Here is a 19,389-nt window from a genome sequence, read left to right as displayed (position 1 = left end):
ACTTGAAAAGGATTTTTCTGATAAACCTTTTAATCCTCTTGAGTTGGACGGCCCATGCTCAATTGAGTATTGCGACCTTCAGTGATGGAAAAACGCATACCGAGTCGGAGGTAATTGGTTTAGACTATGTAACCGAGAAAAAGGGAGTAGCAAACTTTGATAATGGCAATGTTGCCTATGTAAAGTTGGTGGTTGATGCCGAATATGCCCATGAGGATCGCCGCATTTTCCTGTCCTACGCCTTATTAGACACCATTCGTTTCTATCGTCGTGAAGCCGACGGCTTGCATTTAATTTTGGAAACCGGTCAGGCTTTTGACTTTAATACACGAGCGTATGAATCTTCGGATTTTGTATTCCCGGTTAAAAATGGAGTGCAAGAGTATTATTTCGAAATTTACAGCCATAAGCCGGTAGTTTTACCCTTTCAATTAGTGGAAAGAGAGTCCTTATCGGCTACTTTAAGTAATAACGACTTTTTCTTTGGGACCTATGTGGGATTAATCGCCGTGATGTTCTTGTACAACTTGGTGATCTTTTTCCTTACCCGCGATCGCAGTTACCTATTTTACATCCTGTATCTCCTCACCTTAGGATTGGCGCAAGCAGCTTTATTTGGATATACCGATCGTTTCCTATTCCAAGCTTTTCCGGCTTTCAACCGAATTTTCGCTGTTCTGTCTGGGGCCCTGGTGGCTATTGCCTCGATATTCTTCATCAATAACTTTTTACGCCTAAAGACCAAAGCTCCCTTCTTTAGGAAGCTGCTCTTTTCGGTAGTTCCTTTAGATGTGCTAGCCATTGTTTTATTGCTGATGGGCTATGAGTCCTTCTCCTATAAAATGGTGAATATGGTGTCTCTGGTGGGATCCATTATTGCCATTGTAGCGGCGGTGAAATTGGCGCAATCAGGCTTTAAGCCAGCTAACTTCTTCCTTTTGGCTTGGTCGGTATTCCTCACTTCGGTGGTGATATTCGCTTTAAAAGACTTTGATATTATTCCTTATAACCCGGTATTCCGTCGTTCTATGCTCTTCGGATCCAGTGTTGAAGTCGTACTCCTCTCGGTCGCCCTGGCTGATAGAATAAACCAATTGCGAAGGGAAAAAGAATATTCCCAAGCCCGTGCTCTGGAAATGGCTCGTGAAAACGAGAGAATTATTAAAGAGCAAAACATAGAGCTGGAGAAAAGGGTAGAGGCTCGCACCATGGAATTGCAAGAGGCCAATGAGGAACTTCAGGTTACCTTGGATAATTTGAAGGAAACCCAAACTCAGCTGGTCGATGCAGAGAAAATGGCATCCCTGGGACAGTTAACCGCGGGTATTGCACATGAGATTAATAATCCGATCAACTTTATTACTTCCAATATCAAGCCTTTGAAATTGGATTTAGATGAGGTATATACCATTGTTGACCGTTTCTCTCAATTGCCGGAGGATTGCAATCCAGAGCAGTTGAAACAAGCCAAAGCAAGCTTGCAGGAGTTTGATTATGATTTCTTAAAAGAGGAAATCGAATCGCTGGTAAGCGGTATTTCCGACGGAGCCGTGCGAACTTCTGAAATCGTGCTGGGGCTGCGGAATTTCTCTAGATTGGATGAGGATGTGGTGAAAAAAGCAAATCTTAATGAAGGTTTGGATAGTACCATGATCCTGCTTCGAAATAAAACAAAAGACCTCATTGAGGTAGTGAGGGACTATGATGATAACCTGATGGACATTGATTGTTTCCCGGGTAAACTGAATCAGGCCTTCATGAATATCCTGAACAATGGAATATATGCGGTGAATGCCAAGCGTTATGAGGAGGGGGAAGAACCTACCTTAACCTTGAAAACCCGCATGGTAGATTCCGAAATGGTAGCCGTGCACTTAATCGATAATGGTATCGGTATGAGTGAGGAAACCAAGAAAAAGTTATACGAGCCTTTCTTTACCACAAAAGAGGTGGGAGAAGGAACAGGGCTAGGTATGAGTATTGTTTTTAAAATTATTGATAAACATGGTGGGCGAATAGAAGTAAATAGCGAACTTGGCAAAGGCACTGAATTTATCTTATTTTTACCCATTCGTCAGCCAAACGAATTTGCATGACACCCAGAAATTCGACTAAATTGATTCGGGTCCTGTACCTGGATGACGAGGATAATAACCTTCGATCTTTTAAAGCTGCTTTTCGCAGGGATTATGAAGTGTATACCGCTAATAATACGGAAGACGCTTTTAGTATCCTGAAAACGCATAAACCTCAGGTTATTTTCTCGGATCAAAGAATGCCCGTGACCAGTGGGGTAGAGTTCTTTAATGCCGTACGCCAAGTATTTCCGGATCCCGTAAGGATATTGATTACCGGCTTTACCGATGTTAATGATATCATCGATGCCATTAACAAAGGCCATGTATATCGCTACATTACTAAGCCCTGGAGTGAGGCAGAGATTAAGGTGGCTATTGAAAATGCCTATGACCTCTACCATACGCGTAAACAATTGCGCACTAAGATTGAGGATTTGGAGAAAACCAATAATGAGCTCAATCGATTTGTTTATAGTGTTTCCCACGATTTAAGAGCACCCATCGCCAGTGTTTTAGGTTTGGTTAAAGTGGCGCATCTTGATGTTAAAGAAGAACAAGCAGTAAGCTTATTCAATAAAGTAGATCAAAGTGTTCACAAGCTTGATTTACTGGTAAATAATATTATCGATTATTATAAAAACTCTAAGGCTGCCGAGGAGTTTGTAGAGGTAAATATTGAAAACCTTGTAGATGATGTTCTCAATCATCTGCATTCAGGAGAGAGTCGCGAGAATGTAAATATTCAGAAGAGCGTAAATCAAAATGCACGTTTCTTCGGCGATTATTTCCGAATTCGGATCGTATTAAGTCACTTGATTGCCAATGCAATTAAGTTTAAGAAACCGGATCAAGATCGTGCTCGGGTGGATCTCAAATTTGCCATTGATGCCGAGGAAATTCATATTCGGGTGAAGGACCATGGTGTTGGAATTCTTCATGAACATGTTGAGCAAATCTTTAAAATGTTCTTCCGAGGAAAAGATCAAATGGCGGGTTCCGGACTGGGACTGTATATCGTAAAAGAGGCCTTGGCCAAAATGGGCGGTTCAATAGACGTGACATCCAGTCCCGGAGAGGGTGCGGAGTTTCACATCTGCATTCCTAATGTAAGCAAAGACTCCGATGAGTGAGTTCCAGGTGGAATATTGCTTACTGATTGACGATAATGTGGTGGATCGTTTTGTTCACCGCAGACTCATACAACACCATAAAATTGCTCGCGAAATTGTTGAAATCGACAGTGGAAAAGAAGCACTGGAGTTTTTAAATGATGCGCTGGAAGGCAAAAAGCCGATGCCCGATTTAATCTTGCTGGATTTGATGATGCCGGAAATGGACGGCTTTCAATTCTTAAAGCACTATGAGATGTGGGTTCAACGCTCCAAAGTGCGTCCCTATCTCTTTATGGTAAGTTCTACAGAGGATGACCGCGATTTAAAAAGGGCCCGCGAAAACCGTCATATTATCCGATTACTTCGCAAGCCCTTAATTCCTTCCTTACTCCGCGAAGGGATCGATCAGAACTCTGATTTAAAGTGAAACTGAATCTTATCGAATTTCTCTCTTGCCATGCTTAGGCTGAAAGAGGAATCGGCTAAGAACACCAAACGATCGAATTTATCGCGAGCTAAATAGCGGTATTTTAATTTGCTGAATTCTTCCAGCTGGGCTTCATCAGAACTTTCAATCCAACAAGCTTTATATGCAGGGTAGTTCTCATAACTACATTTAGCGCCGTATTCGTGCTCTAAACGGTATTGGATTACTTCGTACTGCAGGGCGCCCACCGTACCAATGATCTTACGGTTATTACTTTCCAAGGTAAAGAGCTGTGCAACCCCTTCATCCATTAATTGATCAATTCCCTTATTTAATTGCTTAGCCTTCATAGGATCAGCATTATTGATAAAGCGGAAATGCTCCGGAGAGAAGCTGGGGATTCCTTTAAACTCTAAATCAGGACCCTCACTCACACTATCACCAATGCGGAAGTTGCCCGTATCGTGTAAGCCGATAATATCACCGGGGAAAGCTTGATCTACCACCGATTTTTTTGAGGCCATAAAAGCGGTAGGGTTGCTAAACTTCATGCTCTTGCCTATGCGAGTATGCTTGTAGTTCTTATTGCGCTCAAAGGTCCCGGAAACAATCTTCATAAAGGCCAAACGGTCCCGGTGCTTGGGGTCCATATTGGCGTGAATCTTAAATACAAAACCACTGAAGAAGTCTTCATCGGGTTTTACCATAACCCCATTGGCATCTTTGGGCTGGGGTGGAGGGGCGATTTCAATAAAGCAATCCAGCAATTCCTGAACGCCAAAGTTGTTCAAGGCACTACCGAAGAATACCGGGGAAAGATTTCCGGCCAAATAGGTATCCCGATCAAAATCATCATAAACCCCTTGTAAGAGGCCGAGTTCTTCTACTAGCGTGGCGGCGGCTTCATCACCAACCATTTCCGCCATTTTAGGATCTTCAATATTTTCAATCTCTATACTGTTGGCAATCTTTTGCTTATTGACTTCCGTATAGAGCTTCAATTGCTTTTCCCAGAGGTTGTATACGCCTTTAAAGCGCTGTCCCATGCCGATAGGCCAGCTCAAGGGACAAATATTCAGACCTAATTTGGATTCGATTTCATCCAAAAGATCAAAGGCATCTTTACCCTCGCGATCCAGCTTATTAATGAATACGATGATAGGTGTATTCCGCATCCGACAAACTTCAACCAGTTTTTCGGTTTGGGTTTCTACTCCTTTGGCCACATCAATTACCACAATAACACTATCTACCGCTGTAAGGGTGCGATAGGTGTCTTCGGCAAAATCCTGGTGACCAGGGGTGTCGAGGATATTGATTTTCTTCGACTTATAATCGAATCCCATTACCGAGGTGGCAACGGAAATTCCTCTCTGCCGCTCAATCTCCATAAAGTCGGAGGTGGCGGTTTTCTTAATCTTATTACTCTTTACCGCACCCGCTTCCTGAATGGCTCCACCAAATAGCAGGAGTTTTTCCGTTAGGGTCGTTTTACCCGCATCGGGGTGGGAAATAATGCCGAAAGTTCGGCGCTTGGCAATCTCTTGTTTTAAGCTACTCATAGTCGCCGCAAAAGTAGCCAATCCCGACTTTAAAAAAAGTGTCTATTTTCGTGCAACTTTATTCATCTAAAAGCTAAACAAATAGCCGAGAATAGGGTTTCTTTGGTAATAGACTATACATGGAATCTAAGTATTCGATAAAAGATCTGGAAAAGCTTTCAGGAATTAAGGCGCATACCCTGCGTGCCTGGGAACAGCGTTATCAGCTAATTGAGCCCAAACGCACCGATACCAATATCCGATACTATATAGATGAGCATCTTAAGAAGATCCTCAATATTGCTGTATTGGTAAAGAGTGGTATGCGGATTAGCAAAGTAGCAGAGCTAGGTCCGGAAGAGCTAAGAGCGGCAGTGATTGATGCAGGTCGTTACCAGGGCAACTACGAAAGTCAGATTAATGCTTTCAAGATTGCCATGCTGGAATATGATGAGTATCTCTTCGACAGCATATTTAATAAGTGTCTCATTCAGTTTGGAACCGAAGAAACGCTTTCCCGCATCATGGGGAAGTTTATTCAGGAAGTAGGGCTTCTGTGGCAAGCCGGTGCAATAAGCGTTAGTAATGAGCATTTCATTAGCAATCTGGTAAAGCAGAAGCTTTTTGCGATTATTGATCAAACCATAATTCCTCAAAAATCCGAGAAAAGGAAAAGCTATGTACTGTATTTACCTGCAGACGAATTGCATGAACTGGGCTTGCTTTACCTGTACTATTATCTAAAGAAACTGGGTAATCGGGTTATTTATCTGGGGCAATCTGTTCCTATAGAGTATTTGAAAGAAGTTGCTGAAAAGACTAAGGTGGATCAATTCATTTCCATTTTCACCACCAATCCTCATTTCGAGGAAATCGACGTTTATTTTCAGAAAATCGGGGAAATGTTCAACAAAGACAATTACCGATTCTTCCTTACCGGGATGCAGTTTCGCAATTATGAAACGCAAGATGTCCCAGCCCAAGTGGAGATATCCCCTGATATTGAGTCTTTAAAGAAAACCTTTATACGTTAATCGACGTATATTATATCTCAGAGTTGTAACATCGACTAAATCAGTCCTTTAAGATTTTGTTTAATCAAATTAGTGTTAAGGTTAAACAAAATACTTGTGAAACCGAAGTGATTTGTTTAAGTTTGGGGTGTTATAAGTTGAACAAAAAAAATCAGCACGCATGTCTCAGGCAGAATTCAGTTCTATGATCATTGGTCACCAAGATTTCTTACGTCAACTGGCCTTAAAACTGACCAAGAGCAATAATGACAGTGATGATCTGATGCAAGAAACCTTGTTCAAAGCGCTTAAGAATCGCGAGAAGTTTCAAGAAGGTACCAATATCAAAGGATGGTTGTATACCATTATGAAGAATACCTTTATTAATGCCTACCGCAAGCGCAAAAATCAGAACACATTTATTGATGAATCCGAAAACAAGTATTTCATCAATATGCGCGAAACTGAGAAATCAGTAAGCACAGACAGTATTGTAGATCATAAGTATGTTATGAAGCAGGTAAATTCTATCGACAAGACTTATCTGGAAACCTTCATGATGTATTACAATGGTTATAAGTATGAGGAGATTTCAGAGATCCTCGATATTCCATTAGGTACAGTTAAGAGTCGTATCTTCTTAGCGCGCCGCAAAATGATGGATAAACTCAAAGATTACCGTTAATCTAAAAGCACATGGGCCAAACGGCAATTGTAGTCGGAGCCGGATTTGCAGGATTATCGGCTGCAAGCTCCCTCGCACAGAAGGGTTTTCAAGTAAAAATCCTCGAGAAAAACGAGCAGGCAGGGGGAAGAGCCCGGGCCTTTAAGCACGAAGGTTTTCATTTCGACATGGGGCCCAGTTGGTACTGGATGCCCGATGTTTTTGAAGCCTACTTTCAAACTTTTGGTAAAAAGGTTTCCGACTATTATACCTTGGATCGATTGGATCCCAGTTATCGGGTTTATTTTGGAAGCAATGACTTTATTGATCTTCCAGCCGGAACCGAAGCGGTAATTCAACTCTTCGAAAAAATTGAAAAGGGAAGTGGAGCGAAACTGAAGAAATTTATTCAGGACTCGGCTTATAAATATGAGGTTGGCATTAATGATTTGGTCTATAAGCCGGGTCGCTCTCTACTCGAATTTGCAGATTGGCGGATTGCCAGAGGTCTCATTCAGTTGGATCTTTTAAAGAGTATGCGTCGCTATGTACAGGCGCATTTTAAAAACCCTCGCCTTCAGCAAATTATGGAGTTTCCCATTTTATTCCTGGGTGCTACTCCTCAAAATACCCCCGCGCTTTATTCGCTAATGAACTATGCCGACATCGAAGGCGGAACCTGGTTTCCACGAGGAGGCATGTATGAAATTGTAAAGGCCATGCTGGCTGTGGCCGAAGAGCAAGGAGTAGAAATCCTTACCGATCAGGAAGTGATTTCAGCAAAATTTGATGGTGATCGAATAATTGGCCTGCAAACCAATCAAGCTTATTTTGAGGCTGATGTGATTTTGAATGCAGCGGATTACCATCACTTCGAACAGAGAATTCTTCCTGAGGAATTTCGTCAGTACAGTCCTAAGTATTGGGATAGCCGCGCCATGGCTCCTTCTAGTTTACTCTTTTATTTGGCTGTAGATAAAAAGGTTCCGGGTCTATTGCATCATACCTTATTTTTTGATGAGGATTTTGATCAGCATGCTCGTGAAATCTACGAAAACCCGCAGTGGCCCTCTAAACCTCTCTTTTACGTTTCGGCTACTTCCAAAACTGATCCGGCGGCGGCCCCGGAAGGACAAGAAAATTTATTTTTATTGATGCCCTTAGCTCCAGGCTTGAAAGATGATCCGGAGCAAAGAGAAAAGTATTACCACCTCATGATGGATCGATTAGAAGCGCATATTGGTGCTGAAATCCGACCTCATGTTCATTTCAAACGGTCTTATGCCATGCAGGACTTTAAAAACGATTACCACGCTTTTAAAGGTAATGCCTATGGATTGGCCAATACCTTAAGTCAAACCGCAATCCTCAAACCTTCTCTCAAGAGTAAAAAAGTAGCTAATCTCTATTATGCCGGGCAATTAACCACGCCTGGTCCCGGAGTGCCTCCATCCCTAATCTCAGGCTTGGTAGCAGCTGCTGAAATTGAAAAAGACACCTTAAAAAACCGGAGGCATGAAAGCATTGTTTGATCGAATTTCCTATCGCACTTCCGCGATGGTGACTAAGAAGTACAGCACTTCTTTTTCTTTGGGTATTTTGTTTCTGGATCGCACCCTGCATCAGCATATTTATGCGATCTATGGTTTTGTGCGCTTCGCAGATGAGATCGTAGATACCTTTCATGATTATGATAAAAAGGCCTTATTGGAAGACTTTAAAATACAATGCCATAAGGCCATAGATCAGGGGATTAGCTTAAATCCCATTTTGAATTCCTTTCAGCATACCGTTAATCAGTTTAATATTGATCGAGAGCTGATTGATACTTTTCTGAAGTCGATGGAAATGGATCTCGACCTAAGCAAGGTGCAGTCCGAAGAAGAGTATGAGGAGTACATTTTAGGAAGTGCCGAGGTGGTTGGATTAATGTGCCTAAAGGTATTCTGCTATGGCGATCAAGAACAATACGATCGCTTGCGCTGGAACGCCATGAAATTAGGTTCGGCTTTCCAAAAAATCAATTTCCTTCGCGACCTCAATGCCGATTATCAACAATTAGGAAGGGTGTATTTCCCGGGAGTGAATATGCAGGTTTTTGATGATCAGGTAAAGCGTGAAATTGAGGAAGACATTGAGAAGGATTTCAAAGCCGGTTATGAAGGAATTATTGCCTTGCCCAAGCAAGCCCGATTTGGCGTTTATGTAGCCTATATGTACTATTATCGCTTATTCCTGAAAATCAAGGCGACGCCTAGTAGCACGATATTAAATCAAAGGGTACGTATCCCCAACCACAATAAATATCGTTTATTAGTAAGCTCATATCTTAAACACAGTTTTAACATCTTATAGTCAATGGCAGAAGAAGTTATCCTAGTCGATGCTCAGGATCAAGAGCTCGGACTGATGGAGAAAATGGAAGCCCACCGCAAAGGACTATTGCATCGTGCCTTTTCCGTTTTTGTCCTTAATGCTAAAGGTGAACTCATGTTGCAACAACGTGCTGCAGAGAAGTACCATTCCGGAACCCTCTGGACCAACACTTGTTGCTCGCATCCCCGCAAAGGTGAAACCGCAGAAGAAGCAGCGCATCGTCGCTTAATGGAGGAAATGGGATTTGATTGCCCGGTTGAAAAAGTATTGGAGTTTACCTATCGTGCCGATTTGGATAAGGGCATGATTGAGCATGAATACGATCATCTCTTTATCGGTCACTTTGATGGTGAACCCCAAATTAATCCAGCCGAAGTAATGAGTTGGAAATGGGTTTCCATTGAAGCTTTATCCCAGGACATTGAATTGCATCCGGAAAACTATACCGCGTGGTTCAAGATTATCTGGAAACAATTTGAAGCGCACGTAAATCAGCTCTCGTGAAGGTTACGGTAAGTCGAAAGGCGCATTTTAATGCAGCTCATCGTTTATATCGATCGGATTGGAGCGATGAAAAGAATGAAGCCATTTTTGGGAAATGCAGTAACCCCGAGTATCATGGTCACAATTACGAATTGATTGTGAGCGTGAAGGGAGAGGTGGACCCTGAAACTGGTTATGTGATTGATTTAAAGGTGCTGAAGGATTTAATTCGCAGCAAGGTAGAGGAGCGTTTTGATCATAAAAACCTCAATACCCAGGTAGCTGAGTTTAAAAACCTGAATCCCAGTGCCGAAAATATTGCGGTAGTGATTTACAATCTACTTCGTCCCGAATTAGAGGCGCGCTACCATTTAAAAATAACTCTCTATGAAACTCCGCGAAACTTCGTTGAATATGAAGGCTAATGGCCAGCTGCGACGGGATTTGGAGCAAAACGCGGATGAAATCTTACATAAAGTAGAATCCATTGGAGATGCTCATTTAATGAGTGATCTGGAAACCCCTTTACGCAAGGATGCATTTGAGCTCAGCCCAGAAGAAAAGGTAAATCGCATTGAAGAAAAATTTGCCGATATCCTGCAAATACTAGGCTTAGATCTTAGTGATGATAGCTTAAGTGGTACCCCCAGAAGGGTGGCCAAAATGTATGTGAATGAGATTTTCCAGGGCTTATTACCGGAAAATAAACCGCAGGCTAAGCTCTTTGATAATAAGTACCGCTACGGTCAGATGTTACTGGAAAAGAACATCACTGTGCATACCTATTGCGAGCATCATTTAGTACCTATTATCGGGAAGGCCCATGTGGCTTATATCTCATCCGGTAAAGTAATTGGCTTGAGTAAGATTAATCGCCTAGTGCGTTATTTCGCCAAGCGCCCTCAAGTGCAAGAACGCCTTACCGAGCAGATTGGTGCCGAATTAAAGAATGCCCTTCAAACGGAGGATGTGGCAGTATATATTGATGCTGAGCATATGTGTGTGGCAACGCGGGGAGTGGAAGATGCTTCTTCAAATACCATTACCGTGCATTATTCCGGTAAATTCAAAGAGGAGGCCTATCGCAACGAATTTTTGAAAATGATATCCTAAAATGGCTAAGAATTACTTGATTGTTGGTGGAGGAAGTGGCATTGGAAAAGTAATTGCAGAGCGGCTAGCCGCCGAAGGAAATCAAGTATGGGCTTTCAGTCGCTCGATTGAAGAGTCTGAGCGCCGATTGGGGATAATAAGCCGCAATTTTGATGTACTCAATGATGAGGGCTTACCGGATATAGGGGAAGTCATCGATGGTTTGGTTTATTGTCCGGGTTCCATTCAATTAAAGCCTTTTGAGCGGATTAGCTTAGACGCTTTTCGGGCTGATCTGGAAATTAACTATCTCGGCGCTATAAAGGTCTTACAACAAGCATTGCCCTTATTAAAGAAGAGTGATTCGGCTTCGGTGGTTTTATTCTCAACTGTCGCTGTTCAAAATGGTTTGCCATTTCACAGTTCTATTTCGGGAGCAAAAGGGGCGGTTGAAGGCTTATGCCGAAGCTTAGCGGCAGAATATGCTCCTAAAATTCGCTTTAATGCGATTGCCCCATCATTAACCGATACCCCATTGGCACAAGCCTTATTATCCAATGATCGCAAGCGAGAAGCTAATGCTGATAGGCATCCTCTAAAACGTGTTGGTCAGCCAGAGGATATGGCCGAAATGGCGCTTTTCCTTTTAAGTGAAAAATCGAGCTGGATAAGCGGTCAAGTTCTGAAAGTGGATGGAGGAATGTCGGCTATTCGCTAATGGCTGGAGAAGGCTTACATTTCAAAAGCGCCGATTTTGAGGCTTGGGAATCCCGTTATCGGGCAAATTTTTTTAATAGCCTAGGAGGTTATAAAAGCTTTAATCTGCTGATTAGCCGCAATTCGGAGGGTGTACTCAATGCCGCACCTTTCTTTTCGGTGCAGCATATAGGTTCCAATCCTCCATTATTGAGTTTGATATTCCGTCCTCATACGGTGGAACGCCATAGTTTGGAGAATTTCCGTGCTTCCGGCCTCGCTACGATCAATGCCGTTTCGGCCGAAATTGTGGATCAGGCGCATCAGGCGGCAGCCAAATACCCACGAGAGGTATCCGAGTTAGAGGCAGTAGGTTTAAATGCGGTTCAAAGAGATTTTTCGATTCCCTTTCTTAAGGAAAGCCATCTTGGGATAGGCCTGCAATGGGTTTCTGAACAAAAGATTCATGCAAATAATACCCTTATGGTGGTGGCTTCGATCCTAGAAGTGCATCTTAATAAACCGGAGGCCCTATTAAATGATGGATTTATTGAACAGCATCGCCTGAATACGGTTTCTGTAAATGGACTGGATACGTATTATTTACCCAAGCCTTTAAAACGCCTGGCCTATCCAGAATCCAATTCGAAACCTAAAGAGAAAGCATGGCCCAAAAAGAACTAGCAATTTTTTGGATGCGCAGAGATTTGCGCCTGGAGGATAATCATGGACTGGCAAAGGCCCTGGAAGGGGATTATCCGGTGCTGGTGCTCTTTATTTTTGATCGGGCCATTTTGGATCAATTACCTCCCCGCGATGCCCGGGTGCAATTTATTTGGCAAGAGTTAAAGCAGATCAAAGAACAATTGCAGGCCAAAGGCTCAGATCTCCTAGTGAAGTATGGTGAGGTAACAGAAATTTGGAAGGAAATTTTGAAATCCTATTCCATTAAGGCTGTGTATGCAAATCGCGATTATGAGCCACCAGCAAGGGAAAGGGATAAAAAGATTTATGAAACCTTAAAGGCGCAAGAGATACCTTTCAAAGGTTTTAAAGATCAGGTTTTGTTTGAAAAAGGGGAGGTGCTTAAGGATAATGGCGAGCCCTATGTGGTATACACTCCCTATATGCGAAAGTATAAGCACTTACTTAAGGACTCACATTTGGAGCCCTATGCATCCGCTGATTCCAATCATTATGCGCAGCTCAAAGGCTTGGATTTTCCCGATTTGGAATCCATGGGTTTTGAAGCTTTTGATTTTGAATATCCCAATCGTGATTGGCGTAAATCCTTGATTGAAAATTACCATGAAACCCGCGATATCCCATCCATAAGGGGAACTAGTCGACTAAGTATTCATTTACGTTTTGGAACTATCTCCATCCGAGCTTTAGCTAAAGAGGCGAAGCAATGGAACGACAAGTATTTTAATGAATTGATCTGGCGCGACTTTTACCAGCAGGTATTATATCATTTCCCCCATTCTTTTAAAGATAGCTTTCGTAAGGAATACGATCAAATTAAATGGGAGCACAATGAGGCTCATTTTAAGGCCTGGTGTGAGGGGAAGACCGGTTATCCCTTAGTGGATGCCGGAATGCGTGAGTTAAACGCAACTGGCTTTATGCATAATCGGGTACGCATGGTGGTGGCTAGTTTTTTAAGCAAACACCTTTTACTGGATTGGCGATTGGGGGAAACTTACTTCGCGGAAAAGCTTTTGGATTATGATGCGGCCAGCAATGTTGGAGGTTGGCAATGGGCTGCTGGTTGTGGGGTAGATGCCGTTCCTTATTTCCGAGTATTTAATCCTGCCTTGCAACTGAAGAAGTTTGATCCGGAATTGAAATACGTTAAAAAATGGGTTGAGGAATATGGTACTGATGCCTATCCTCAACCCATTGTAGATCATAAAAATGCTCGGGAGCGAGCTTTGGATCGTTATAAGTCCGCTTTAAAGTCGGATTAAATTCCGGTATCGTCGCCGAAACTTAGTTTCACATCGCTAACGAAGGTCTTGATCAATTGCTCATTCTGCATTTTGCAAATCAGCAAAGCTTCGGGTGTATCCACAATGATATACTCCTTTAAACCTTCGATTACCGCAATTTTGTCTTTGGGCATACGAACGATATTTCCTTCGCTTTCGTAGCTCAAGATCTTGGAGCCAATCAAGGCATTTCCTTTGTTGTCCAGTTCTTTATGCTCATATAAGCTGCCCCAGGTCCCGAGGTCGCTCCAACCAAAATCGGCGGGGATAACAAATACCTTACTTGATTTTTCCATCAAACCGTAGTCGATGGATTCATTTTCGCAAGAAGGGTAAATCTTATTTACAAAGCTGTTTTCTTCTTCGGTTCCAAAAAGCGCACTGCCTTGCTCAAAGTTTTGGAATAAATCAGCCTGATGCAGGGCTAATTCCGTTTTAAAGGTTTTCAAGGACCAGATAAAGATGCCGGCATTCCAAAGAAAATCGCCACTATCCAAAAACTGTTGGGCAATTTCAAGATTCGGTTTCTCAGTAAAGGTTTTCACCTTTTTCACTTCCTGATCTACTTCCGTTTGGCTTTCAAATTGAATATAGCCATATCCAGTATCAGGACGATGAGGCTTAATTCCCAGGGTGAGTAAGAAGTCGCTATTTTCTGCGGTATTCAAAGCTAATTTCGCGATGCGTACAAATTCACTTTCATTGCTGATTAAGTGATCAGAAGGGGCGATTAAGATATTGGCCTCGGGATCTTCGCTCTGAATGCGGTAGGCGGCGTAGGCAATACAAGGAGCTGTATTACGACGAGCGGGTTCGAGGATAATATTGCGATGCGGCATGGCGGGCAATTGCTCCGCAACTTGCGCTTCATATTTACGATGGGTCACAACCAGAATTTTTTCTGGGTCTGTGAGTAGTGATAATCTTCGGAAAGTTTGTTGAAGTAAAGATTCTCCAGTGCCTAAAATGTCGTGGAACTGCTTGGGGTTTTCGGCGGTACTCATCGGCCAAAAGCGACTTCCAATGCCGCCAGCCATGATTACACAATAGGTTGAAGCCATATTCGAATATTTGCCGCAAATCTACGATTATACTTAGCGATCACCTCAGGCCTTAGAGGTTAATAAATTGCTACTTTTGTGGCTTTTCATCTTCTAACCTCATTTAGAATCAAATGCTCAATATTGTACTATTCGGCCCTCCCGGAGCCGGTAAAGGAACTCAGTCTGAAAAACTCATTGAACAATATCAACTAAAGCATCTGAGTACCGGAGATATTTTCCGTGCTAATATTAAAGGTGAAACTGAATTAGGCCTTCTTGCTAAATCCTATATCGATAAAGGCGACCTGGTACCTGATGAGGTAACCATTAATATGTTGAAATCGGAACTAGAGAAAGCTCCCGATGCCAAGGGATTCATCTTCGATGGTTTTCCACGTACTACTCCTCAGGCAGAAGCCTTAGATCAATTATTAGAAAGCCGTGGAACGCAAATTTCCATTATGCTGGCTTTGGAAGTAGAGGAGAATGAACTCAAAGCTCGCTTATTAGAGCGCGGTAAAACTTCCGGTCGTTCGGATGATACTGATCCCGCGATTATTCAAGCCAGAATTGACAATTACAACCGTGAAACTGCTCCGGTTAAAGATTTTTATGCTGCTCAAAATAAACTTCAGGTTATTGATGGTATCGGTAGCATTGAAGAAATTACCCAGCGCTTATTTGCTACGATTGACGCACTTTAATTTATGCAAGAAAATTTCGTCGACTACGTAAAAGTTTACTGCAAATCCGGGAAAGGAGGAGCAGGCTCTGCGCATTTGCACCGCTCCAGGATTACCTCTAAAGGTGGCCCTGATGGTGGTGATGGTGGAGCTGGAGGTTCCGTAATCTTACGTGGCAATAATCAGATGTGGACCCTCTTACATCTGAAATACCGTAAACATATTAAGGCCAAGGCCGGAGAGAACGGCGGGCAAAATCAAAGTTTCGGAGCTAAAGGAGACGACGAAATTATAGATGTGCCACTAGGTACCGTTGCTAAGGATGCCGAAACCGGAGAGGTGCTTTTTGAAATCACTGAAAATGGTGAGGAGCGCGTTTTGCGCCAGGGCGGTCGTGGAGGCTTAGGGAACACCCACTTTAAATCTTCCACTTTTCAAACACCACGCTTTGCCCAACCTGGTGAGCCGGGTGAAGAAGGCTGGAACATTCTGGAACTTAAGGTTCTTGCTGATGTAGGTTTGGTAGGATTCCCCAATGCCGGTAAATCGACCTTGCTTTCTGTGGTTTCGGCTGCCAAGCCGGAGATTGCCGATTATCCATTTACCACCTTAACTCCCAAATTAGGTATTGTTCAATACCGTGATTATCGCTCTTTTGTAATGGCCGATATCCCTGGGATTATTGAAGGCGCAAGTGAGGGGAAAGGTTTAGGACATCGCTTCCTGCGGCATATCGAGCGAAATTCGATGTTGCTCTTTTTAATTCCGGCCGACTGTGCTGATATGCGCAAGGAATATGACATCCTCCTCAAGGAGTTGGAGCGTTTTAATCCCGAATTGCTCGACAAACAAAGGCTTTTGGCGATCAGTAAAAGCGATATGCTGGATGATGAGCTGGAAGTGGAAATGACTGAACAATTAAAGCAGGAATTACCCGAAGATTTGGATTTCCTTTTCTTTTCTTCGGTAAGTGGAAAGAATCTTCAAGGTCTCAAAGACCGCTTATGGCAATTAATGAATAAAGATGCTTGAACAAATCATGCAATGGGATGAGCAGCTTTTTCTGCTCTTGAATCAACAGGGAACTGAATTTTGGGACCCCTTTTGGCTCAGGGTGTCGGAAGTGGCAATTTGGATTCCCTTGTATGCTGCTTTATTGGCCCTGGTATTTTGGCTTTTCCATTGGAAAAGTGGCCTATGGATCAGCTTGTTTTTAGTGCTTAATATTTTTGCAACCGATCAGGGTTCGGTTCAATTATTCAAAGAAAAATTCCAGCGCTCACGACCTTGCCATGAGGAGCATTTGCAGGATCAAATTCGCTTGGTGAAAGGTCACTGCGGCGGTGCCTATGGCTTTGTGAGTTCCCATGCCAGCAATACCTTCGGTTTGGCTTTTTTTCTGGGACTTCTTTTTCGACGTCGCTTTCCTTGGTTGTACTATGCACTAATTGCCTGGGCTTCTATGGTGGCCTATTCACGAGTATATCTGGGGGTTCACTATCCGGGTGATATAATTGGCGGTGCCTTATTTGGTGCTCTCTGTGGTACTGCCCTCTATCTGATTATGGATCGATGGATTCCGCTGGATTATAGAAAGCCGAAAGCATGAACTGGCTCTGGGTCTTTTTAGGAGGAGGTTTGGGCTCTATGGCCCGATATGCCATTAGCAAAGGCAGCTTACATCTTTTTAAAGAGGCTACATTTTTCCCCTGGGCGACCTTAATTTCCAATACTGTGGCTTGTGGTCTCCTGGCCTTTTTTGTTTACAGTATTCCTGATAAACTCACGGAGAATCATCGCTTATTCTGGATAGTTGGGGTTTGTGGTGGCTTTTCAACCTTCTCCACTTTTAGCTTGGAGAATTGGATATTAATAGAGCAAAAAGCCTGGCCTTTTGTAGCTGCTAATATCTTAGTTAGTCTGGGCCTTGGGATTTCGATTATGATGGGGATGAGCAGATTGAGCGCTTAGCGAATCAAACTTACAGTGCCTCTTTTCACTACCGAGGTGAGATCCTCTTTCTGAATCACCTCAATCACATAGGTATATACTCCACCGGGAAGTACATCGCCCATATTATTCATGCGACCATTCCAGAAATAGGAGGGATCACCGGTTTGAAAAACCAATTGTCCCCAGCGATTTAAGATGCGGATTTTAAATTCTTGAACCCCTAAAATCGAATAGCTAAAACGATCATTTAAACCATCACCATTAGGTGTAAAGGCATTGGGGATATAGAGTCGGAAGGGCTGTTGCACATAGGTTTCTACCTGAACCGTATCACTACAGCCAAATTCATTTTCAACGATATGAACAAAGCGCTGTATACCTGTGTCCCGAGCGGTGTAAACCAGATTATTACCTGGATCAATTACTTTACGTCCATCAGGAAATAGCAAGCTGGAAGTGCTGTAATTTTCTGAAGTGAGGGTGATTTCAAATTCCGGATTGAATATGGTGGTTTCCTCTGGCATAATAATCATTCCCGGGAAAGGAGTGGGGTGTATGCGAATGGCGGTGCTAGATTGTTCTTCCAGCGTGTCCTTACAAGCGCTGGTGGTGATTAAACGATGGTAAACAAAGTAATCGCCTGGGTTTTCATACAGGTGCACTGGATTCTGCTGGCTGGATGTAAAACCATCCCCAAAATCCCAAAAATGAATGGCAGTTCCTGCGTATTCCGAACTATCTCGAAAGCTTACGGCATAAGGTACACAGCCTGAATTGGCGTCCAAGCGATGTTTAAGAATGGGCCTGGGATACAAATGCACACTATCGCTATAATTGTCTTTACAATCTCCGTCTTCAATTTCTAAAGTAACTAAATAGGATCCGGATTGGGCATATACAATTCCACTGGGATTTTTCAGCGTGGAGGTATTGCTTCCAGAAGTAGTATTCCCTCCGAAATTCCAGTTAAACTGAGCGTCCGGACCAAAATTTCCGGTAGGCGTGAAATTAAAACTGTGTTGATCAAAACAAGCCTGTCCACCAATATCGAAACCTACATTTAAACCTTCAAATACTTTGAACTCACGAATCATGGTATCAGCACAAGAAGAACCTGGTTCGGCAATAAGCATTACCTGATATACCCCGGTATCCGGAAAGGTATAAACCGGATTGGGCAAATTACTGGTATCCGAATTGGTGAGCGGGACGCCAAAATCCCAGAAGTAGCGACTGGTATTTATACAGTCCTCATTAAACTGGATGGTTTTACCTGAACAAAGAGTATAGGGGTCCAGGTCTTGTTCATCGAAATCGGCAGTAGTGCGCACGCAGGCCGCAGTTACATTAAATTGGAAGTCACGTCTTAAAGTGCTCAATAAAACACCATTACGCCATTCCTGCACGCATACCGCAAATACATATTGCCCAACTTGGTTGGGTTTCCCACTTAGCATTCCGGTTTGGGGATCCAAATTGAAGGCTGGTGAACTGGCAATCGGGTAAGATGTGGAATAAGTATTGGAAAAGGGCACCAAGGCGTAGGGCGGTGCTGAAGCGGTGTCGGGTCGAGGCGAATTGGGACCGGTAGTATTAACCTGATTACCACCTCCATGTAAAGGCGAGCATAGGAAATAGTACAAACTGTCGCCATCCGTTTCAATGGCACCCATATCAATATTAACGGGAACATTTAAACAGAGAGCCACCGGAGGCGCAGCGGAAAATCGGGGACTACTATTACAGGCTGGACTAGCCGGAATATTAATGGTATAGGTGTTTCCCCAAAGTCGGGGATTGGGAATATTGTCAATACTGTTGTTTCTACAGCAACGCTGGTGACTTACAGTATATGGGCCACCGCCAGCAGGTAGGTTTACAGTATCCAAATAAATACCTTCCTGAGTGCACACAAAACTGGGCAGAGCGGTGCAATTGTTGGGGGCATTAATGGGTAAGAAACTACTTTGATGCAGAGGAACCTGGAGATTGTGAACCACCTGATTAGAGCCATTAAAAATGGTGATAATGGCCGGATCATCGAAAGGTGCACCATTGGAGGCGCAGTCGCGATAAATGATTAAACGAAGCTCATAATTGCTACCTCCCAAACAGCGATAGCTCAGCTCCCCACCAACCAAGTGAGCAGCCTGCATCCCAAATCCTAGCAGGAGGAGTAAAAAAAGGCCAATGCGCCGCATAATCCATCAATCGAACAGCAAGTTAACAAAAATGAC

Annotated in this window: 20 protein-coding genes; 17 read left to right on the top strand and 3 right to left on the bottom strand. The window is 43.1% G+C overall.

All coding sequences use genetic code 11. From position 1 onward, the window contains the following. Nucleotides 1-2: 2 nt before the first annotated feature. Genes H4K34_RS01115 through H4K34_RS01105 form a run of 3 tightly spaced genes read left to right on the top strand, consistent with a single transcriptional unit; the run spans nucleotide 3 to nucleotide 3,617 of the window. On the top strand, nucleotides 3-2,096 hold the full coding sequence (locus tag H4K34_RS01115) for a sensor histidine kinase (RefSeq protein ID WP_210758998.1): 2,094 nt from the start codon (nucleotides 3-5) through the stop codon (nucleotides 2,094-2,096). Beyond that, entirely contained in the window at nucleotides 2,093-3,208 is a 1,116-nt protein-coding gene (locus tag H4K34_RS01110; protein WP_210758997.1) for a sensor histidine kinase, read from the top strand. The genes H4K34_RS01115 and H4K34_RS01110 overlap by 4 nt, the downstream gene beginning before the upstream one ends. Next, the gene (locus H4K34_RS01105) at nucleotides 3,201-3,617 is read left to right on the top strand and encodes a response regulator (protein ID WP_210758996.1); all 417 of its coding nucleotides are present in this window, start codon (nucleotides 3,201-3,203) and stop codon (nucleotides 3,615-3,617) included. The genes H4K34_RS01110 and H4K34_RS01105 overlap by 8 nt, the downstream gene beginning before the upstream one ends. On the opposite strand, the gene H4K34_RS01100 is transcribed toward H4K34_RS01105, so the two are convergent. Continuing rightward, complete coding sequence (locus H4K34_RS01100) at nucleotides 3,596-5,179, bottom strand: peptide chain release factor 3 (protein WP_210758995.1); 1,584 nt, start codon at nucleotides 5,177-5,179, stop codon at nucleotides 3,596-3,598. The two genes, H4K34_RS01105 and H4K34_RS01100, sit on opposite strands and share 22 nt — an antisense overlap. A 119-nt stretch (nucleotides 5,180-5,298) precedes the next feature. Between H4K34_RS01100 and H4K34_RS01095 the strand changes: the two genes are divergently transcribed. From H4K34_RS01095 to H4K34_RS01050, 10 genes are all read left to right on the top strand, one after another. Next, nucleotides 5,299-6,192, top strand: coding sequence for a MerR family transcriptional regulator (locus H4K34_RS01095; protein WP_210758994.1), 894 nt, complete (start codon nucleotides 5,299-5,301; stop codon nucleotides 6,190-6,192). 160 nt (nucleotides 6,193-6,352) lie between these two features. Further along, nucleotides 6,353-6,856 (top strand): RNA polymerase sigma factor, encoded by a 504-nt coding sequence (locus tag H4K34_RS01090; RefSeq protein ID WP_210758993.1) that lies wholly within the window; start codon nucleotides 6,353-6,355, stop codon nucleotides 6,854-6,856. Between the two features lie 11 nt (nucleotides 6,857-6,867). Beyond that, nucleotides 6,868-8,367: a phytoene desaturase family protein gene (locus tag H4K34_RS01085; RefSeq protein WP_210758992.1), complete on the top strand. Its 1,500-nt coding sequence runs from the start codon at nucleotides 6,868-6,870 to the stop codon at nucleotides 8,365-8,367. Continuing rightward, nucleotides 8,351-9,190, top strand: a complete 840-nt coding sequence (locus tag H4K34_RS01080) for a phytoene/squalene synthase family protein (RefSeq protein ID WP_210758991.1) — start codon at nucleotides 8,351-8,353, stop codon at nucleotides 9,188-9,190. The genes H4K34_RS01085 and H4K34_RS01080 overlap by 17 nt, the downstream gene beginning before the upstream one ends. 3 nt (nucleotides 9,191-9,193) lie before the next feature. After that, nucleotides 9,194-9,715 carry an isopentenyl-diphosphate Delta-isomerase gene (idi, locus tag H4K34_RS01075; protein ID WP_210758990.1) on the top strand — a complete coding sequence of 174 codons (522 nt, stop codon included), beginning with the start codon at nucleotides 9,194-9,196 and terminating at the stop codon, nucleotides 9,713-9,715. Beyond that, nucleotides 9,712-10,119 carry a 6-pyruvoyl trahydropterin synthase family protein gene (locus H4K34_RS01070; RefSeq protein ID WP_210758989.1) on the top strand — a complete coding sequence of 136 codons (408 nt, stop codon included), beginning with the start codon at nucleotides 9,712-9,714 and terminating at the stop codon, nucleotides 10,117-10,119. Before idi ends, H4K34_RS01070 begins: the two co-directional genes overlap by 4 nt. Continuing rightward, nucleotides 10,082-10,807 carry a GTP cyclohydrolase I FolE gene (folE, locus tag H4K34_RS01065; RefSeq protein ID WP_281384681.1) on the top strand — a complete coding sequence of 242 codons (726 nt, stop codon included), beginning with the start codon at nucleotides 10,082-10,084 and terminating at the stop codon, nucleotides 10,805-10,807. Before H4K34_RS01070 ends, folE begins: the two co-directional genes overlap by 38 nt. Before the next feature lies 1 nt (nucleotide 10,808). After that, entirely contained in the window at nucleotides 10,809-11,504 is a 696-nt protein-coding gene (locus tag H4K34_RS01060; protein WP_210758988.1) for an SDR family NAD(P)-dependent oxidoreductase, read from the top strand. Beyond that, nucleotides 11,504-12,166, top strand: a complete 663-nt coding sequence (locus H4K34_RS01055) for a flavin reductase family protein (protein ID WP_210758987.1) — start codon at nucleotides 11,504-11,506, stop codon at nucleotides 12,164-12,166. The genes H4K34_RS01060 and H4K34_RS01055 overlap by 1 nt, the downstream gene beginning before the upstream one ends. Before the next feature lie 11 nt (nucleotides 12,167-12,177). Beyond that, nucleotides 12,178-13,452 (top strand): cryptochrome/photolyase family protein, encoded by a 1,275-nt coding sequence (locus H4K34_RS01050; protein ID WP_246452167.1) that lies wholly within the window; start codon nucleotides 12,178-12,180, stop codon nucleotides 13,450-13,452. Here H4K34_RS01050 and H4K34_RS01045 read toward each other — a convergent pair. After that, the gene (locus H4K34_RS01045) at nucleotides 13,449-14,534 is read right to left on the bottom strand and encodes a mannose-1-phosphate guanylyltransferase (protein WP_210758985.1); all 1,086 of its coding nucleotides are present in this window, start codon (nucleotides 14,532-14,534) and stop codon (nucleotides 13,449-13,451) included. The two genes, H4K34_RS01050 and H4K34_RS01045, sit on opposite strands and share 4 nt — an antisense overlap. A 113-nt stretch (nucleotides 14,535-14,647) precedes the next feature. Between H4K34_RS01045 and H4K34_RS01040 the strand changes: the two genes are divergently transcribed. Genes H4K34_RS01040 through H4K34_RS01025 form a run of 4 tightly spaced genes read left to right on the top strand, consistent with a single transcriptional unit; the run spans nucleotide 14,648 to nucleotide 17,170 of the window. After that, entirely contained in the window at nucleotides 14,648-15,220 is a 573-nt protein-coding gene (locus H4K34_RS01040; RefSeq protein WP_210758984.1) for an adenylate kinase, read from the top strand. A gap of 3 nt (nucleotides 15,221-15,223) precedes the next feature. Then, nucleotides 15,224-16,231 (top strand): GTPase ObgE, encoded by a 1,008-nt coding sequence (gene obgE / locus H4K34_RS01035; RefSeq protein WP_210758983.1) that lies wholly within the window; start codon nucleotides 15,224-15,226, stop codon nucleotides 16,229-16,231. Further along, the gene (locus H4K34_RS01030; protein WP_210758982.1) at nucleotides 16,224-16,808 is read left to right on the top strand and encodes a phosphatase PAP2 family protein; all 585 of its coding nucleotides are present in this window, start codon (nucleotides 16,224-16,226) and stop codon (nucleotides 16,806-16,808) included. Before obgE ends, H4K34_RS01030 begins: the two co-directional genes overlap by 8 nt. Then, complete coding sequence (locus tag H4K34_RS01025) at nucleotides 16,805-17,170, top strand: fluoride efflux transporter FluC (protein WP_210758981.1); 366 nt, start codon at nucleotides 16,805-16,807, stop codon at nucleotides 17,168-17,170. The genes H4K34_RS01030 and H4K34_RS01025 overlap by 4 nt, the downstream gene beginning before the upstream one ends. Here H4K34_RS01025 and H4K34_RS01020 read toward each other — a convergent pair. Continuing rightward, nucleotides 17,167-19,353 carry a PKD domain-containing protein gene (locus H4K34_RS01020; protein WP_210758980.1) on the bottom strand — a complete coding sequence of 729 codons (2,187 nt, stop codon included), beginning with the start codon at nucleotides 19,351-19,353 and terminating at the stop codon, nucleotides 17,167-17,169. The two genes, H4K34_RS01025 and H4K34_RS01020, sit on opposite strands and share 4 nt — an antisense overlap. Nucleotides 19,354-19,389: the final 36 nt, after the last annotated feature.

This window comes from Croceimicrobium hydrocarbonivorans (genome assembly GCF_014524565.1).
Classification (GTDB): Bacteria; Bacteroidota; Bacteroidia; order Flavobacteriales; family Schleiferiaceae; genus Croceimicrobium; species Croceimicrobium hydrocarbonivorans.
The sequence above is the reverse complement of the archived record's forward strand: the minus strand, read 5'-3'. Positions and strand labels throughout refer to the sequence as shown.

Coding starts and splice junctions, on each gene's coding strand:
- H4K34_RS01055 (WP_210758987.1), top strand. CDS start 11,504: ATGGCTGGAGAAGGCTTACATTTCAAAAGCGCCGATTTTGAGGCTTGG.
- H4K34_RS01040 (WP_210758984.1), top strand. CDS start 14,648: ATGCTCAATATTGTACTATTCGGCCCTCCCGGAGCCGGTAAAGGAACT.
- H4K34_RS01030 (WP_210758982.1), top strand. CDS start 16,224: ATGCTTGAACAAATCATGCAATGGGATGAGCAGCTTTTTCTGCTCTTG.
- idi (WP_210758990.1), top strand. CDS start 9,194: ATGGCAGAAGAAGTTATCCTAGTCGATGCTCAGGATCAAGAGCTCGGA.
- H4K34_RS01050 (WP_246452167.1), top strand. CDS start 12,178: ATGCGCAGAGATTTGCGCCTGGAGGATAATCATGGACTGGCAAAGGCC.
- folE (WP_281384681.1), top strand. CDS start 10,082: ATGAAACTCCGCGAAACTTCGTTGAATATGAAGGCTAATGGCCAGCTG.
- H4K34_RS01095 (WP_210758994.1), top strand. CDS start 5,299: ATGGAATCTAAGTATTCGATAAAAGATCTGGAAAAGCTTTCAGGAATT.
- H4K34_RS01020 (WP_210758980.1), bottom strand. CDS start 19,353: ATGCGGCGCATTGGCCTTTTTTTACTCCTCCTGCTAGGATTTGGGATG.
- obgE (WP_210758983.1), top strand. CDS start 15,224: ATGCAAGAAAATTTCGTCGACTACGTAAAAGTTTACTGCAAATCCGGG.
- H4K34_RS01100 (WP_210758995.1), bottom strand. CDS start 5,179: ATGAGTAGCTTAAAACAAGAGATTGCCAAGCGCCGAACTTTCGGCATT.
- H4K34_RS01045 (WP_210758985.1), bottom strand. CDS start 14,534: ATGGCTTCAACCTATTGTGTAATCATGGCTGGCGGCATTGGAAGTCGC.
- H4K34_RS01090 (WP_210758993.1), top strand. CDS start 6,353: ATGTCTCAGGCAGAATTCAGTTCTATGATCATTGGTCACCAAGATTTC.
- H4K34_RS01110 (WP_210758997.1), top strand. CDS start 2,093: ATGACACCCAGAAATTCGACTAAATTGATTCGGGTCCTGTACCTGGAT.
- H4K34_RS01105 (WP_210758996.1), top strand. CDS start 3,201: ATGAGTGAGTTCCAGGTGGAATATTGCTTACTGATTGACGATAATGTG.
- H4K34_RS01080 (WP_210758991.1), top strand. CDS start 8,351: ATGAAAGCATTGTTTGATCGAATTTCCTATCGCACTTCCGCGATGGTG.
- H4K34_RS01085 (WP_210758992.1), top strand. CDS start 6,868: ATGGGCCAAACGGCAATTGTAGTCGGAGCCGGATTTGCAGGATTATCG.
- H4K34_RS01060 (WP_210758988.1), top strand. CDS start 10,809: ATGGCTAAGAATTACTTGATTGTTGGTGGAGGAAGTGGCATTGGAAAA.
- H4K34_RS01025 (WP_210758981.1), top strand. CDS start 16,805: ATGAACTGGCTCTGGGTCTTTTTAGGAGGAGGTTTGGGCTCTATGGCC.